General features: G+C 62.8%; 14 protein-coding genes. 1 reads left to right on the top strand and 13 read right to left on the bottom strand.

Annotated features, from left to right (window positions below; translation table 11 throughout):
- Window positions 1–99: 99 nt before the first annotated feature.
- Genes infB through rimP form a run of 4 tightly spaced genes read right to left on the bottom strand, consistent with a single transcriptional unit; the run spans window position 100 to window position 5650 of the window.
- A complete protein-coding gene (infB, locus tag IQ26_RS07120; RefSeq protein ID WP_145715304.1) occupies window positions 100–2664 on the bottom strand; it encodes a translation initiation factor IF-2 in 2565 nt (854 codons plus the stop codon).
- Entirely contained in the window at window positions 2661–3311 is a 651-nt protein-coding gene (locus IQ26_RS07115) for an RNA-binding protein (protein ID WP_145715302.1), read from the bottom strand. The genes infB and IQ26_RS07115 overlap by 4 nt, the downstream gene beginning before the upstream one ends.
- Before the next feature lie 38 nt (window positions 3312–3349).
- Entirely contained in the window at window positions 3350–4945 is a 1596-nt protein-coding gene (nusA, locus tag IQ26_RS07110; protein ID WP_145715300.1) for a transcription termination factor NusA, read from the bottom strand.
- A gap of 48 nt (window positions 4946–4993) precedes the next feature.
- On the bottom strand, window positions 4994–5650 hold the full coding sequence (gene rimP / locus IQ26_RS07105; protein WP_145715298.1) for a ribosome maturation factor RimP: 657 nt from the start codon (window positions 5648–5650) through the stop codon (window positions 4994–4996).
- 342 nt (window positions 5651–5992) lie between these two features.
- Here rimP and IQ26_RS39655 point away from each other — a divergent pair, with 342 nt between their 5' ends.
- Window positions 5993–6157 (top strand): hypothetical protein, encoded by a 165-nt coding sequence (locus IQ26_RS39655; protein ID WP_145715296.1) that lies wholly within the window; start codon window positions 5993–5995, stop codon window positions 6155–6157.
- 75 nt (window positions 6158–6232) lie between these two features.
- On the opposite strand, the gene trmB is transcribed toward IQ26_RS39655, so the two are convergent.
- From trmB to miaB, 9 genes are all read right to left on the bottom strand, one after another.
- Entirely contained in the window at window positions 6233–6934 is a 702-nt protein-coding gene (gene trmB / locus IQ26_RS07095) for a tRNA (guanine(46)-N(7))-methyltransferase TrmB (protein WP_145715293.1), read from the bottom strand.
- 40 nt (window positions 6935–6974) lie between these two features.
- On the bottom strand, window positions 6975–8264 hold the full coding sequence (metK, locus tag IQ26_RS07090) for a methionine adenosyltransferase (protein WP_145715291.1): 1290 nt from the start codon (window positions 8262–8264) through the stop codon (window positions 6975–6977).
- A 354-nt stretch (window positions 8265–8618) separates the two neighbouring features.
- Window positions 8619–9038, bottom strand: coding sequence for a helix-turn-helix domain-containing protein (locus IQ26_RS07085; RefSeq protein WP_145715529.1), 420 nt, complete (start codon window positions 9036–9038; stop codon window positions 8619–8621).
- A gap of 139 nt (window positions 9039–9177) precedes the next feature.
- Complete coding sequence (lnt, locus tag IQ26_RS07080; protein ID WP_145715288.1) at window positions 9178–10770, bottom strand: apolipoprotein N-acyltransferase; 1593 nt, start codon at window positions 10768–10770, stop codon at window positions 9178–9180.
- Between the two features lie 91 nt (window positions 10771–10861).
- Complete coding sequence (locus IQ26_RS07075; RefSeq protein WP_145715286.1) at window positions 10862–11332, bottom strand: VOC family protein; 471 nt, start codon at window positions 11330–11332, stop codon at window positions 10862–10864.
- Window positions 11333–11349: 17 nt separating this feature from the next.
- Window positions 11350–12423: a hemolysin family protein gene (locus tag IQ26_RS07070; RefSeq protein WP_145715284.1), complete on the bottom strand. Its 1074-nt coding sequence runs from the start codon at window positions 12421–12423 to the stop codon at window positions 11350–11352.
- 27 nt (window positions 12424–12450) lie between these two features.
- Window positions 12451–12957, bottom strand: a complete 507-nt coding sequence (gene ybeY / locus IQ26_RS07065) for an rRNA maturation RNase YbeY (RefSeq protein WP_145715282.1) — start codon at window positions 12955–12957, stop codon at window positions 12451–12453.
- A 75-nt stretch (window positions 12958–13032) separates the two neighbouring features.
- Window positions 13033–14025, bottom strand: coding sequence for a PhoH family protein (locus IQ26_RS07060; RefSeq protein ID WP_240547027.1), 993 nt, complete (start codon window positions 14023–14025; stop codon window positions 13033–13035).
- Window positions 14026–14108: 83 nt separating this feature from the next.
- On the bottom strand, window positions 14109–15518 hold the full coding sequence (gene miaB / locus IQ26_RS07055) for a tRNA (N6-isopentenyl adenosine(37)-C2)-methylthiotransferase MiaB (protein WP_145715278.1): 1410 nt from the start codon (window positions 15516–15518) through the stop codon (window positions 14109–14111).
- Window positions 15519–15628 lie beyond the last annotated feature (110 nt).

The following is a 15628-nucleotide window of genomic DNA, read 5'->3' as shown; positions in this document are numbered from 1 at the left end:
ACCGTGCGTCATGTCTCATATGGTTTAGAGCCTGATCCACCCCGATAGAATCGGAATGGATCAGGCTCTATCTTTGTCTGGACAACAGAATACTCGAACTCAGAGCGTCCTGGTCACCATCTCGACGCGGAAGCACTCGATGATGTCGCCGACGCGCATGTCTTCGTAGTTCTGGAAGGCCATGCCGCATTCCTGGCCACCCGGGACTTCCGCAACTTCGTCCTTGAAGCGCTTCAGGGTCTTCAGCGTGCCTTCGTGGATGACGACGTTGTCGCGGATCAGGCGAACGCCCGCACCGCGCTCGACCTTGCCTTCGGTGACACGGCAGCCGGCGATCTTGCCGACCTTGGTAATGTCGAAGATCTCGAGGATCTCCGCATTGCCGATGAAGGTCTCGCGACGCTCCGGCGAAAGCAGGCCGGAGAGCGCCGCCTTCACGTCATCCACGAGATTGTAGATGATGGAGTAGTAGCGGATCTCGATGCCCGCCGCCGCGGCAGCCGCGCGCGCCTGCACATTGGCGCGGACGTTGAAGCCGATGATCGCGGCACCCGATGTTTCCGCCAGCGACACGTCGCTTTCGGTGATGCCGCCAGCACCCGCATGGACGATGCGCGCACGCACCTCGTCGGTGCCGAGCTTGTCCAGCGCCGCACTGATCGCCTCGATCGAGCCCTGCACGTCGCCCTTGATGACCAGCGGGAATTCCTTCAGCCCGCTCGTTTGCAGTTGCGACATCATCTGTTCGAGCGAACCACGCTGGCCGGCATGCTTGGCCACCGCCTTTTCGCGCGCCAGACGCTGGCGGTATTCGGTGATCTCGCGGGCGCGGGCCTCGTTGTTGACCACGGCGAAGCGGTCGCCGGCCTGCGGGGTTCCCTGCAGGCCGAGCACTTCCACCGGCATCGCCGGCGGCGCTTCCTTGATCTGCCCGCCGCGGTCGTTGACCAGCGCGCGCACCCGGCCCCATTCGTTGCCGGCAACAAGGATGTCGCCGGGCATCAGCGTGCCGGTCTGCACCAGCACCGTGGCGACGGGACCACGACCCTTGTCGAGTTGGGCCTCGATGACGACGCCCTCGGCGGTGCGGTCGGGGTTTGCTTTCAGGTCGAGGATTTCGGCCTGCAGCAGGATCGCTTCGAGCAGCTTGTCGAGATTGGTGCCCTTGGTCGCCGACACTTCGACGTCTAGCACCTCGCCGCCCATCGATTCGACGAAGACTTCGTGGCGCAACAGTTCCGAGCGCACCTTCTGCGGGTCGGCGTCATGCTTGTCGATCTTGTTGATCGCCACGATGATCGGAACGCCGGCCGCCTTGGCATGGCTGATCGATTCGATCGTCTGCGGCATCACGCTGTCGTCGGCCGCAACCACGAGGATGGCGATGTCCGTCGCCTGGGCGCCACGGGCGCGCATCGCAGTGAAGGCGGCGTGGCCGGGCGTGTCGATGAAGGTGATCTTGTGACCATTCTTCTCGACCTGATAGGCGCCGATATGCTGGGTGATGCCGCCCGCCTCGCCGGACACGACATTGGCGCTGCGGATTGCATCGAGCAGCGACGTCTTGCCGTGGTCGACATGGCCCATGATCGTCACCACCGGCGGACGCGGCTCGAGATCTTCGGGACGATCGGCGATGTTGAACAGGCCTTCCTCGATGTCGGACTCGGCAACGCGGCGAACCGTGTGGCCGAATTCGGTGGCGACCAGCTCGGCGGTGTCGGCGTCGATGACGTCGCCCGGCTTCAGGATCTGGCCCTGCTTCATGAAGAACTTGACCACATCGACAGCGCGCTCGGACATGCGCTGCGCCAGTTCCTGGATGGTGATGGTTTCGGGCAGAATCACTTCGCGCATAACTTTCTCGCGCGGTTCGTTATGCAGCGCGCGCTTGAATTTCTCCTGGCGCCGACGCATCGACGACAGCGAACGAGCCCGCGCATCCTCATCGGAAAGTGCGGCATTCAGCGTCAGCTTGCCGCGGCGGCGATCTTCCTCGCCCTTGGTCGGCTTGGCCGGACGCGCCACTTCAGGCGTGACCGGACGGCGCACCGGGGCACCGGCGCCGGCCCGCTTCGGCTTGATGTCCTCGTCGTCGACTGTCGCCAGTTCTGCGGCCAGCGGCGCGCGGCGGCGCGCTTCTTCCTCGGCACGCCGGCGGGACTCGGCCTCGGCCTGCAACCTGGCTTCTTCCTCGGCCTGGCGGCGCGCGGATTCCTCGCGCTCACGACGGCGGCGCTCTTCCTCCTCGGCGCGGCGCTTGGCCTCCTCGATGGCGCGCTGGCGATCCTCGACATCGCGCACCTTCGAACCCTCCAGGGCCCGGCGGCGCGCCTCCATCTCGTTACGCGACAATTCGTTCAGCACCATGCCGCCGCGTTCGACGGGCGGAGGCGGCGGCGCCTTAGGCGCCTCCTGCACAGCGGGCGCTGCCGCGACCGGCGGCTTCGGCGTGAAGACGGACGCAGGGTTAGCGGCCGGCTCCGGCTTGTCACCGGGCAGCGAGAACTTGCGCTTCTTGGTCTCGACCACGACCGCTTTGGTGCGGCCATGCGAGAAGCTCTGGCGCACGGTGCCCTGTTCCATACCGGGGCGCTTCAGCGTCAAGGTCTTCTTCGGCGTAACACTCAACGTCTTGTCGTCGCCCGATTTCGTATCGCTCATTCCATATCCTCTGCGGCATCATCTTCGTCAGCAACGGCCGCAAGCATTGCCAGATCGTCCGGGGAACCGCCCCGATACCGGTCGAGCGCAACCATGCGCTTCTGGACCGCCCTGCCCGCGTCTCCCGCGAGAACGGCAGCATGTATCACATTTGTACCCCCCAATGCCAAGCTCAACTCGGCCTCGGAGAAAAGTTTGTAGGCAAGGATGGCGGGACCGCCGAGGTGGACGGTTGCCCGCCGCGCCTGGCTGATCTTGCGCACGCCGTCATCGGACGCCTCGGCCGCATGGAGCACGAAAAGCGCCAGCCCGCCACGCACCGCGCTCTCGACCTTGGTGGCGCCGAGCGCGATCGCGCCTGCCTTGCGGGCAAGACCGAGCATCCCCAGAGCGGATCTGGAAAGCAGCCCGTCAACCATGCCGCCGAGATCGGTCGGCACGGCCACCTGCGCCTTGAACGCGCGAGCGAACAGGTTCTTCGCTGCCGCCTTGTCGATATGTAGGCGGTCGGCCGTCACCCAGCAACCGCGACCGGGCAGGTTTTTCTTGATATCCGGAACGACGGCCGAATCCGGGCCGACGACGAAACGGATCAGTTCATCCGGTTCGGCCTGTCTGCGCGTGACGATGCAAGTGCGATCGTTCATTTCGTCCAAGGGCGGGTTGTGTGCGATGCGGTTTCACCTCACGCACCAACGGCTTCGTCAGCCGGCACGTCTTCGGCTGCAAGCTCGTCTTCGGTGATCCAGCCGGCCCTGAGGCGGGCGGCCAGCACCATCTGCTCGGCATCGGCACGCGACACGCCGTGATTGGCGAGCACACCGGGGAACACTTTCGTCTCGCCGTCCTTGCGTTCCTTCCAGCCAGTCAGATCGTCGGCCGCATAGCCGGCGAAATCCTCGATCGTCTTCACGCCGTCTTCGCCGAGCGTCACCATCATGGCGGTGGTCACGCCGGGAATCTCGCGCAACTCGTCCTTGACGCCCAACGCCTTGCGCTTGTCGTCGTGCTCGGCTTCGATCTTCTCCAGATACTCGCGGGCGCGGGCCTGGATTTCCGAGGCGGTGTCCTCGTCGAAGCCGTCGATCGACGCGATTTCGTCGGCATCGACATAGGCGACTTCCTCGACGCTGGTAAAGCCTTCGGAGGCGAGCACCTGGCCGACCATCTCGTCGACGTTGAGCGCGTCCATGAACAGTGCCGAGCGCTCGACGAACTCCTTCTGGCGGCGTTCGCTCTCTTCCTGCTCGGTCAGGATGTCGATATCCCAGCCGGTGAGCTGCGAGGCGAGCCGGACGTTCTGGCCGCGACGGCCGATGGCCAGCGACAGCTGGTCGTCCGGCACCACGACCTCGATGCGTTCGGCGTCCTCGTCGAGCACGACCTTGGCGACTTCCGCCGGCTGCAGCGCGTTGACGATGAAGGAAGCGGCCGAAGGCGACCACGGAATGATGTCGATCTTCTCGCCCTGCAATTCGCCGACCACCGCCTGAACGCGGCTGCCCCGCATGCCGACGCAAGCGCCGACCGGATCGATGGAACTGTCACGCGAGATGACGGCAATCTTGGCGCGCGAACCCGGATCGCGGGCGACCGACTTGATCTCGATGATGCCGTCGTAGATTTCCGGCACTTCCATGGTGAACAGCTTCGCCATGAACTGCGGATGGGTGCGCGACAGGAATATCTGCGGACCGCGCTGCTCGCGGCGCACGTCATAAACATAGGCGCGGACGCGATCGCCATATTTGTAGTTCTCGCGCGGGATCAGTTCGTCGCGGCGAATGATTGCCTCGCCACGGCCGAGATCGACGATGACGTTGCCGTATTCGACGCGCTTGACGGTGCCGTTGACGATCTCGCCGATGCGGTCCTTGTATTCGTCATACTGGCGGTCACGCTCGGCTTCGCGCACCTTCTGCACGATGACCTGCTTGGCCGACTGGGCGGCGATGCGGCCGAAATCCATGGGCGGCAGCTGTTCGGCAATGAAGTCGCCGAGCTGGGCGTCGGGATTGCGCTCACGCGCCGAGGAAATGGCGATCTGCGTCGCATAGTCGTCGACGTTCTCGACCACTTCCATCAGCCGCTGCAGCTTCATCTCGCCGGTATTCGGATTGATGTCGGCACGGATGTTGGTTTCCTGGCCGTAGCGCGAGCGCGCCGCCTTCTGGATCGCATCGGCCATGGCGGCAATGACGATCGACTTGTCGATCGACTTTTCACGCGCGACCGCGTCGGCGATCTGCAGCAGTTCAAGCCTGTTGGCGCTTACAACCATCTTTTTTCTCCCGAGCTTGTTGCCGAGCCTTCGCGCCCGGCAGCCCAATCACATTTCCTGTTCGGTTTCGTCTTCCGCGCCCGCCTGCATGCCCTTTGGCACACCCTCTGGCGCATCTTCGGGTTCGCCGCGGCGTTTCCTGGCTTCCTTGCGCGCCCTGTTGTCCTTCGACAGTGCATCGCGGATGAGATCGTCGGTCAGGATCAGCCGTGCTTCTGCGATCGCATCGTAAGGCACGCGCACCGCCGGCTCCTCACCATAGGCCGCCTTGTCGCGCTCGATCAGCACGCCGTCCGCATCGCTCTCGCCGATCTTGCCCTTGAAGCGCTTACGGTCGGCGACAAGGACAGACGTTTCCATCTTCACCAGATGGCCCGTCCAGGTCGCGAAATCCGACTTGCGGACCAGCGGCCGGTCGATACCGGGCGACGACACTTCAAGATGATACGCCTTTTCGATCGGATCATCTACATCGAGCGCCGGCGATACCGCCCGGCTGACCTCTTCGCAATCCTCGACGGTCATGGTGCCGTTTTCGCGCTCGGCCATGATCTGCAGCGTCAGCCCGTTCTGGCCCGACAGATGCACCCTGACAAGGCGGAAGCCGATGGCGCGCAGTACCGGCTGCACGATCAGCGCGATGCGCGCATCGATGCCGCTTTCGCGGATGATGCGGTCGTCGCTATCGCTTGCCGTTGTTGTCATTCGATCTCTGTCGCTCGCTTCGTGGGCGATCGGCAGGTAATAAAAAAGAGCGGGACCGGGTGGACCCACTCTTCGCCATACCGACCAAGAATTTGAGGCTGATATAGACGATCGCGGCCGTTGTTTCAAGTCCGCATGCAGAGCCTGTCGTAAGCACACGAGCTGTCCGGGTTATGTAGCACACGAGTTGTCCGGTTTTCTGTCTGTGTGAGGAGGCGGCAGCGTTGCACAGGGTGCATGGCGGCCATGCGACAACGTCCCTGTGATATCAGCGAGTACGCGCCTATCTATGTTGCGTTGCACAAATTCAACACTCATTGCAGCAGGCGAAAGGGCATAATCATGACCAACCGCAAGGTTTTCTCGGCCATCGGCGATTTCTTCACCGTGTTCGGCAGCGCCGTCGCCGCTTCGCGGGCCGTCGAAGCCGGCCGCAGACCGCGCGCGCACGATCTGCGCAATCTCGGCATGGATCCGACTGCTTTCGAAAAGATCGGCCGCTTCTAGGCCGGACGAAAGACGAGGGGTAATCTGTGGTCCTCGTTCATGGCAGAGCGCGCGATGGGCGTTGTCGAAATATGCCTATCTTCGGACGAAGGTAAGATAGGCCGGCTGCCGGCCTTCGCGAACGGCCTTCGCCTCGTAACGCGTACCCGGCCAACCCTCATAGGGCCGATGCCAGTCGGCCGCATGTTCAGCCTGCCACGCAAACGCATCGTGCGCTCGGCAGTGCAGCAGCGTCCAATTCACATAGCTGTCGATATCGGACGCAAAGCGAAATTTTCCGCCTGACTTCAGGACGCGCGCGAAACGGTCGAGATTGACCGGGCTGACGAAGCGGCGCTTCCAGTGCTTCTTCTTTGGCCAGGGATCGGGATAGAGAAGGTCGATGCCATCGAGCGAGGCCTGCGGAAGCCAGTCGAGCAGGCGGGTGGCGTCGTCATCATAGACCCGAAGATTGGCAAGCGGCCGTTTCCTGACCGCCATCATCAGCTTGGCCATGCCGTTGACGAAAGGCTCGACGCCGACAAAACCGGTTTCAGGAGCCGCCGTCGCCCGATGCAGCAGGTGCTCGCCGCCGCCGAAACCAATTTCGAGATGAATGGCGCAGACATCCGCTTCGAACAGGCTGCGCATTTCGGCCGGCGGTCCAGCGGTCAGATCGAGCCGGTAGGTGCCGAAGCCGCTTTCCAGCGCCGCCGCCTGCTGCGGACGGATGGCCTTGCCGCGCCGGCGACCGAAAAACGCCTCGGTCGCGCGGCTTGGCCGATCTTTCGGATCCATTTCTTTCGGATCCACTTCTTTCAGACCAATGGCGCCGCAGTTAGGCGGCGACTGCTTCGGCGGTCGTTTCGGCGAGTGCTTCCTTGAGCGCCTTGGCCAGATCGGTCCTTTCCCAGGAGAAGGATCCATCGCGGCCGGCCTTGCGGCCGAAATGGCCATAAGACGACGTCTTGGCATAAATCGGCTTGTTGAGATCGAGGTGACGACGAATACCGGACGGCGACAGGTCCATTACGGTGCGCAGCGCTTGCTCGAGCTTTGCCTCGTCGACCTTGCCGGTGCCGTGCAGGTCGACATATACCGACAGCGGCTGGGCAACACCGATGGCATAGGAAAGCTGGATGGTGCAGCGATCGGCGAGCTTGGCCGCAACCACGTTCTTGGCGAGATAACGTGCCGCATAGGCTGCGGAACGGTCGACCTTGGTGGTGTCCTTGCCGGAAAAAGCACCGCCGCCATGAGGCGCAGCACCGCCGTAAGTATCGACGATGATTTTGCGACCGGTCAGGCCGGCGTCGCCGTCGGGTCCGCCGATGACGAACTTGCCCGTGGGGTTGATGTACCAGTTGCAGCTGTCGGCGATCTTCAGGTCGCCCAGAGCCTCGCGGATATAGGGTTCGACGACCTTGCGGACCTTCTTCGAATCCCAGTCCGCGTCGAGGTGCTGAGTGGACAGCACGATCTGCGTCACTTCGGCCGCCTTGCCGTCGATATAGCGTACGGTGACCTGACTCTTGGCATCCGGGCCGAGCCGGCCGGCATCGCCGTTGCCTTCGTGGCGCGCGGCGGCCAGCAGTTCGAGGATCTTGTGGCTGTAGTAGATCGGCGCCGGCATCAGATCCGGCGTCTCGCGGCAGGCATAGCCGAACATGATGCCCTGGTCGCCAGCCCCTTCCTCGCCTTGCCGGTCGGAGGCATTGTCGACGCCCTGGCCGATATCCGGCGACTGGCCGTGCAGCAGAACCTCGATCTTTGCCGTCTTCCAGTGGAAACCGGGCTGTTCGTAGCCGATTTCGCGGATCGCCTTGCGGGCGGCCGACTTGAACTTCGCCGGATTGACGAGCGGATGACCGGCGGCATCCATCAGGATGTTGCCGGCCTTGTCCTTCTTGAGCAGGGTCTCGGGGACGCGCACCTCGCCGGCGATGACGACGCGATTCGTGGTCGCCAGCGTTTCGCAGGCGACGCGGACCTTCCAGGGGTCCATGCCGGCCTTTCTGGCCTCGCGATAGACCAGATCGACGATCTCGTCGGAGATACGGTCGCAGACCTTGTCGGGATGACCCTCGGCAACGGATTCCGAGGTGAATAGGTAATTTTGCCGCGTCACGGGTGTCCCCTCTTGAAAAAATATCGGCAAGCTGCCGATTTGGCGCGCCACGTGTTAGCGGTGCCGGGCGCCGCTCGTCAAGCGATGCGGCCGTTCTGGCATGAAAATCGCGCTATTATCTTGTACCACTGTGACCGGCTACCACTGTGACCTACGGCAGGATGCCGCCACCGTGCTTAACTCCAACCCCTCAAATAAAAAGGACTTAGAGGAGGGCGTCGAGCAAAATCGATCCCTCTTGGGCATGCCTATGGAATGCAAATTCCACATTGCGCGAAATCACGAGAATTTCGCATGCCGCTACGACAGGCCCGTCATGTTCAACTTTTCAACGGCCTACAAAAATCGGCCCAATCAATCGACTTCGTCGGCGGAAAGGGCCTTCACAAGCTCGATGATCTTGCGACGTACCTTTACGTCGGCGATCTTGACGAAAGCCCGGTTGAGTTGAAGACCTTCGGGACTGCCGCAGAATTCGACGGCAAAAGCCATCGACGCATCCTCGGCAAATCCGCGGTTGCCCACGGCCTCCTGACCCGGCGCGTCCTCGAAAAAGAAAGCGACTGGCGCACCGAGTATCGAGGCGATTGCCTGCAAACGACTGGCGCCGACGCGATTTGTCCCCTTTTCGTATTTCTGTATCTGCTGAAACGTTATGCCGAGGTTCTCGCCCAGCTTTTCCTGACTCATTCCCAACATATTGCGGCGAAGCCTGATGCGACTTCCGACATGGATGTCGATCGGATTCGGTTTCTTCTTGTTTTCTTCTGTCATTTTTTCCTCGCCGAATTTTTCCGGCTTTTTGTGTTTTTTCCTGCCCAAACAAAGCCGGCGGCCAGTGCCCCAACAGAACGACATACCGACTTCGAGAAATTTCAGGCGCTTACAGTATGAGTTTCTAATGTGTCGACTGTCAATTCACCCGTAGCCTTTGCCTTACATTCAATGTGAACGAGGCCAGGACAAGCACCAACATGATCAGCAGTCCGTTAACGCGTCTTTGACCGGAGGAGACGATGGCTTGATTGGAGATCGGCACAAGGGCATCGATGGCTCCGCGTGCGTCGATCGCCAGTGCGTCGAGGATGCGCCCGCGCGGATCGACTACAGCGGAAATGCCGTTATTGGCTGCGCGCAACAAGGGCACCCCGTTCTCCACCGCACGAATCTGCGCCTGCCTGAAATGCTGGTATGGACCTGGCGTGTCACCGAACCACGCGTCGTTCGTGACATTCACAATAAGCTCGGCTGACGCAACGTCAACTGTCACCAGATCAGGGAAGATGACTTCATAGCAAATGAACGGAAGCGCGCGGATACCACCGGGCAGCGCGATCGGATGCCGCTCATTGCCTGCCGCGAAAGTCATCGGCCCGGCGACGAGCTGTTCGAGCCCGAAGCGGCCAAGCAGGTCGGTGAAAGGCAGATATTCGCCAAAAGGCACCAGATGAACCTTGTCGACGGCGTCGGTGATTTCACCGCTGTCGTCGATCGCCACAACGGAATTGTAGTACCGCGTATCGGCATTTGCCGCCGAGCCACCCTCCTCCCGGACGACGCCGGCGATCAGCATCTGGCCGTCGCCAAGCATCTCTCCCAGCGCGGTCAGCGAATCGGGACGTTCCGTGAAAAGAAACGGCACGGAGGTTTCCGGCCACAGGATCAATTGCGGCCTGCCAAGGCCAGGTTCCGGCGTCTTGGCCGAGAGCCCCATCATGGTGGCGAAGATGCGGTCGCGCACCGAAGCATCCCACTTCTCGCTGAGGTCGACGGCCGGCTGCACGATGCGGACATCGAGAGTGCGCTCGGCCGGCTTCTCCGGAGCAGTAAGCCTGAGATAGCCAAAGCCGACATGGGTCGCGACGAGAGCGGCAAGCAGTGCAGCGCCCAGACGGACATGCCGGCGCGCCGCAAGCAGTGCCGGCAATGCGAAGACGAAGACTGCCAGCGCGTTCATGCCGACCATGCCGGTCACCGACACGCTCTGCATCAGCAAGGGCACCGGCATCGCCGCGTAGCCGATGGCATTCCAGGGAAAGCCGGTGAACAGGAAGTCGCGCAGCCATTCCGCCAGGCCAAAGCCGAAGGCCAGGGCAGCGATGCGGCCGATGTCGTTGCTCCACAGCAGCCGGGCAACCGCTGTCGCGAAGCCGTAGAAAAAGGCGAGCACCAGCGGAATTCCGACCACTGCGAAGGGAAGCGCCCAGGCGAAACTGTCGGCCTCGACGAGAAGTGCCGAGCCGACCCACCACAGGCCGGCGAGAAAATAGCCGAAGCCGAACCACCAGCCGATGGCAAAAGCCGGCCGCAGACGCCGGAGCCAGCCATCGGAGGCTTCGCCGATCGCGCCGTCGAGGAGCCAGACCAGCAACGGAAACGAAACGAAACAGACGGCGAAGAAGTCGTAAGGCGCCTGGGCAAGAACCGTCAGCGCCCCGGCAAGAAACGCCACAAGCGCGCGTCGCCAACCCCATAGCAGAATTATCCGGCCGGCCAGGCGCTGCATCAGTGCTTCCGAGTCGTGCGAATCACGAGCAAGATTTATCAGGCTGCGGTCCACGCTCCAAACCCGGATGAGCGCGATCCGATTATCGCGGCTATCGGTGCCAGCCCTCGATCAGCAAACCGCTCAACTGCTCGGCTTCCTCGCGTGGAATGGAACGTACGGTCTGGGAAAAGGTCCAGACGTGACCTTCAGGATCGCGCGCTCTGTACTGCCGTTCACCGTAGAACTGGTCGGCAGGCTCCTGGACAATCCCGGCTCCCGCCGCCCTTGCACGATCGCAGTGGGCATCTATGCCGTCCTTGAGGCGCACATAGACCGACTGCGTGTTCTTGCCAGCAACCGAAGCGGGACTGGCGACATGGTCGGCCCATTCGGAATCGACGAAGATGTAGCCGTCACCGAACCGCATCTCGGAATGGACGAGCCTGCCATCGGCGTCGCTGACCGCCATGCTCGGCTCGAAGCCGAAGGCCTTTTCGAGCCAGATCAACGCGGCGCGCGGATCCGTGTAGAATATGCCGGAGCCCAAGGTTGAGTGCTTGAACGGATCGTCGACCGTCATCGGGCGGCGGTGCTTCCTCAGGCCTGCTCGGCGCGGACGGCGCGCCGGCGGCGCTCGCCCTTTGGGGTCTCGACGATGCGCACGCGCTTGACGCGGCGCGGATCGGCGTCCAGCACGTGGAATTCGAAGCCAGGTATGGCCTGCACCACTTCGCCGCGCGCCGGAACACGGCCAAGCGTGTTGAAGATCATGCCGCCGATCGTGTCGACATATTCGCCGTGTTCGCCGGCGGCGAAATCCTCGCCGATCATCTTTGCGACATCGTCGATCTCGGCCTTACCATCGACGACGAACACGCCCTCGCCGGTTTGGGTGATCATCGGCTCGTCGTCGTCATGCTCGTCCTCGATGTCGCCGACCACCATCTCGACGATATCCTCGAGCGAGGCCAGACCATCGGTGCCGCCATATTCGTCGATGACCAGCGCCATCTGGGTGCGCATCGCCTGCATCCGCCCCATGAGATCGGAGGCGAGCATCGACGGCGGCACGAAAAGCACCGGGCGGATAAGGTTCAGGTCGCCGATGGTGCGCGCGAGATCGACCTTGGCAAGATCGAGAAGCGTGGCGGCGGCGGCTTTCCTGGTCGCCCTGCCCTTCCTGACGCGGGCGACCTTGGTGATGTGGGCGAGCACGTCGCGGATGTGGACCATGCCGCGCGGGTCGTCGAGCGTCTCCGAATAGACCGGCATGCGGGAATGGCCGGACTGCTCGAACAGTCCCAGAAGATCGCCCAGGTTCGTCGTGATCTCGACCGCCTCGATGTCGGCGCGCGGCACCATGACGTCCTCGACGCGCACCTCGCGCAGGCGCAGGATGTTGTTGAGCATGGCCCGTTCGCCGGGCGAGAATGATCCGGCGTCGCTCGCCGTTTCGGCGAGCGCGTCGGCGATCTCCTCGCGCAGGCTGGTGCCGTTGCGTTGCCTGAACAGGCCGAGCACGCGATCGAACAGGGACGGACCGGCAAGCGATGGCTCGCTGGCGAAGCTGCCGGTCGTGGTACTCGGACTCGAGCCCTCTTCCGTCTGTTCGGATGGCTTGATCGCACTGCCGGCGTCTGGGCGGGCGGCAGTCTCTGGTTTGTCGTTCATCGTCGTCCGGTCATTTGATCTTTTTAGTTACGCGTAGGGATCGGGAATGGCAAGTCTCGCAAGTGCCGCGCGTTCGACGGCTTCCATTTCCTCGGCCTCGGCATCGGTCTCGTGATCGTAGCCCAGCAAATGCAGCAGGCCGTGAATGACGAGATGGGTGATATGGTTGTCGACGGGCTTGTCTTCCAGTGCGGCTTCCCGCGCGACCGTTTCGGCGGCCAGCACGATATCGCCCAGCATGGGCGGCAACAGGCCGTCCTTTGCGAGCGGAAAAGCCGGGAAAGACAGGACGTTGGTCGGTTTGTCCTTACCGCGCCAGCTGGCATTGAGGCTGCGGATATGAGCATCGTCCGAAAAGACGATGCTCAGTTCGGATCGGCCGGTTACGCCGGTTTCGGCAAAAACAGCGCCAACCGCGTGATCGACCAGCCGCGTCAGCGCGGCCTCATCGGGCCAGTCGCCTGCTTCGACCGCCATATCGATGTCGACGGGAACCGGAATATCCCCGCCGCCAGACTTTCTGTCCTCAGCCATGAGGCCGCATCGTCATACTGGAGCGGCCGACTTTGGCATCGTGCCGTGCCGCCGCTCTATCTTTCGTTTGGGCATCTAGCCTTCGGCGTCCAGGCCCCGGGCCAGCTTGCCGTCGCGGTCGTAGGCCTTGACGATCTCGGCGACCAGCGGGTGCCTGACGACGTCGCCCTCGTTGAAGCGGACCGTCACCATGCCGGTGACGCCGTCGAGTATCCTGAGCGCCTCGACCAGACCGGATTTGGTGTTTTGCGGCAGGTCGATCTGGGTCGGATCGCCGGTGACGATCATGCGCGAGTTCTCACCAAGTCGGGTCAGGAACATCTTCATCTGCATCGGCGTGGTGTTCTGCGCCTCGTCGAGGATGACGGCGGCATGCGCCAGCGTGCGGCCGCGCATGAAGGCCAGCGGCGCGATTTCGATCACTTCGGCGGCAATCGCCCGCTCGACCTTGTCGGCGGGCATCATCTCGTAAAGCGCATCGTAAAGCGGCCGCAGATAGGGATCGACCTTCTCCTTCATGTCGCCGGGCAGGAAACCAAGCCGCTCGCCTGCCTCGACGGCCGGTCGCGACAATACGATGCGCTCGACCATGCCGCGTTCGAGCAGCATCGCCGCATGCGCCACCGCCAGGAAGGTTTTTCCCGTGCCGGCCGGGCCGATGCCGAAGACGAGTTCGGACCGCTCCAGCGCGCGCATATAGGCGTCCTGGTTGAGCGAGCGGGCATAGATCGTCTTCTTGCGCGTCGATATCTGGGCGGCGGACACCTTACCCTTGCGCTCCAGCGTCGGCAGCGTCAGTTGGTCGTCGGCGGCGATCGCCATGCGCACGGCGCCGTCGACGTCCGACTGGCCGATATCGGCGCCTTTCTGGAGAATGCCGTAGAGATTGTCCAGGGCGCGGCGCGCCTGCTCGGCGGCCGAGGCGGCCCCCTTGATGGTCAGTTGGTTGCCGCGCGAGCGGATATCGACGCCGAGCTTCTGCTCGAGCCTGGCCAGATTCTCGTCGAACTGGCCATAAAGGGCGCTAGCAAGCTTGTTGTTGTCGAAAGTCAGAACGATGTGCGCCATATCCGAGGCCCCAGATTGTGGATTCTGGGGCAGGTTCTTCACTTCCGCAGCGCTCAACCGTCTCTCCTCATCTGCCGAGACCTTCAGGCCAATTCGGCGAACAGGCTGTTGTAACCCGTCTTCGTGATTCGTACCTGGATAATCTCACCGATTTCGCCGGCCTTTTCATCAACAATAACCGGCTGCAGCCATGGCGAGCGGCCGACCTTCTGACCGGCCTGACGACCGGGCTTCTCGATCAGCGTGTCGATGGTGCTGCCGACCAGGTTCGCGCCGAAATCCTGCTGTTGCTTCAGCAACAGCGCCTGCAGCCGCTGCAGGCGCTCGTCCTTGACGGCTTCCGGCACATGATCGGCCATCTCGGCGCCCGGCGTGCCGGGGCGCGGCGAATATTTGAACGAGAAGGCCGAAGCATAATTCACCTGGCGGACAAGCTCCATCGTCGCCTCGAAATCCGCTTCCGTCTCGCCGGGAAAGCCGACGATGAAGTCGCCCGAAAGCGCAATATCGCCCCGCGCGGCGCGTATCCGGTCGAGCAGCGTCAGATAGTCCTTTGCCGTATGCCTGCGGTTCATCGCCTTGAGGATACGGTCCGAACCCGATTGCACCGGCAGATGCAGATAGGGCATCAGTGCCGGCAGGTCGCGGTGGGCAGCGATCAGTTCGTCGTCCATATCGCGCGGGTGGCTGGTGGTGTAGCGCAGCCGCGAAAGCCCGGGGATCTCGGCCAACCGGAACAGCAGGCGGCCAAGGCCCCATTCATCGCCGTTTTCGCCTTGGCCATGCCAGGCATTGACGTTCTGGCCGAGCAGCGTCACCTCGCGTACGCCGGCTTGCGCCAGCCGCTCGGCCTCGGCGACGATCTGCGCCACCGGCCGCGACACTTCCGAGCCTCTCGTATAGGGCACAACGCAGAAGGTGCAGAACTTGTCGCAGCCTTCCTGCACGGTCAGGAACGCGGTGACGCCGCGCTTGATGATCTCGGCGCGTTTGGGCCGGGGCAGGTGATCGAACTTGTCCTCGACGGCATAGTCGGTCTCGACGATCTTTTCGCCGCCGCGCACCCGTGCCAGCACATGCGGAAGCCGGTGATAGGTTTGCGGGCCGATAACCAGATCGACGGCCGGCGAGCGGCGGATGATCTCGGACCCCTCGGCCTGCGCCACGCAGCCGGCGACACCGACCAGCATCTCGCGGCCGGCCTGAGCCCGTTCGGCCTTCATCTCACGAATGCGGCCGAGTTCGGAATAGACCTTTTCCGCCGCCTTCTCACGGATATGGCAGGTGTTGAGCAGCACCAGATCGGCCTCGCCGATGGCGTCCGTCGCGACATAGCCGTCGGCGGCCAGCGCATCGGTCATACGCTGCGAATCGTAGACGTTCATCTGGCAGCCATAGGTCTTGACGAAGACCTTCCTCGTCGCGGCAGACGGCGCAACCGCAGTTTCGGCCGCACGTTCGATGTCGTCCCGTTCTATCGTGTTCAGTTCCATCCGGCGGCTTCTAACGCCTTTCCCTGACAAAAAACAGCCGATTCTGCTCTACAGCGCCGCGCGTCCTCTTGGACGCAAAGGACGCTGTAGCACTTGATTTTGTGCATGAG

It is taken from the genome of Mesorhizobium tianshanense (assembly GCF_007830515.1).
GTDB lineage: Bacteria > Pseudomonadota > Alphaproteobacteria > Rhizobiales > Rhizobiaceae > Mesorhizobium > Mesorhizobium tianshanense.
This window is presented reverse-complemented; position numbering and strand designations above follow the sequence as displayed.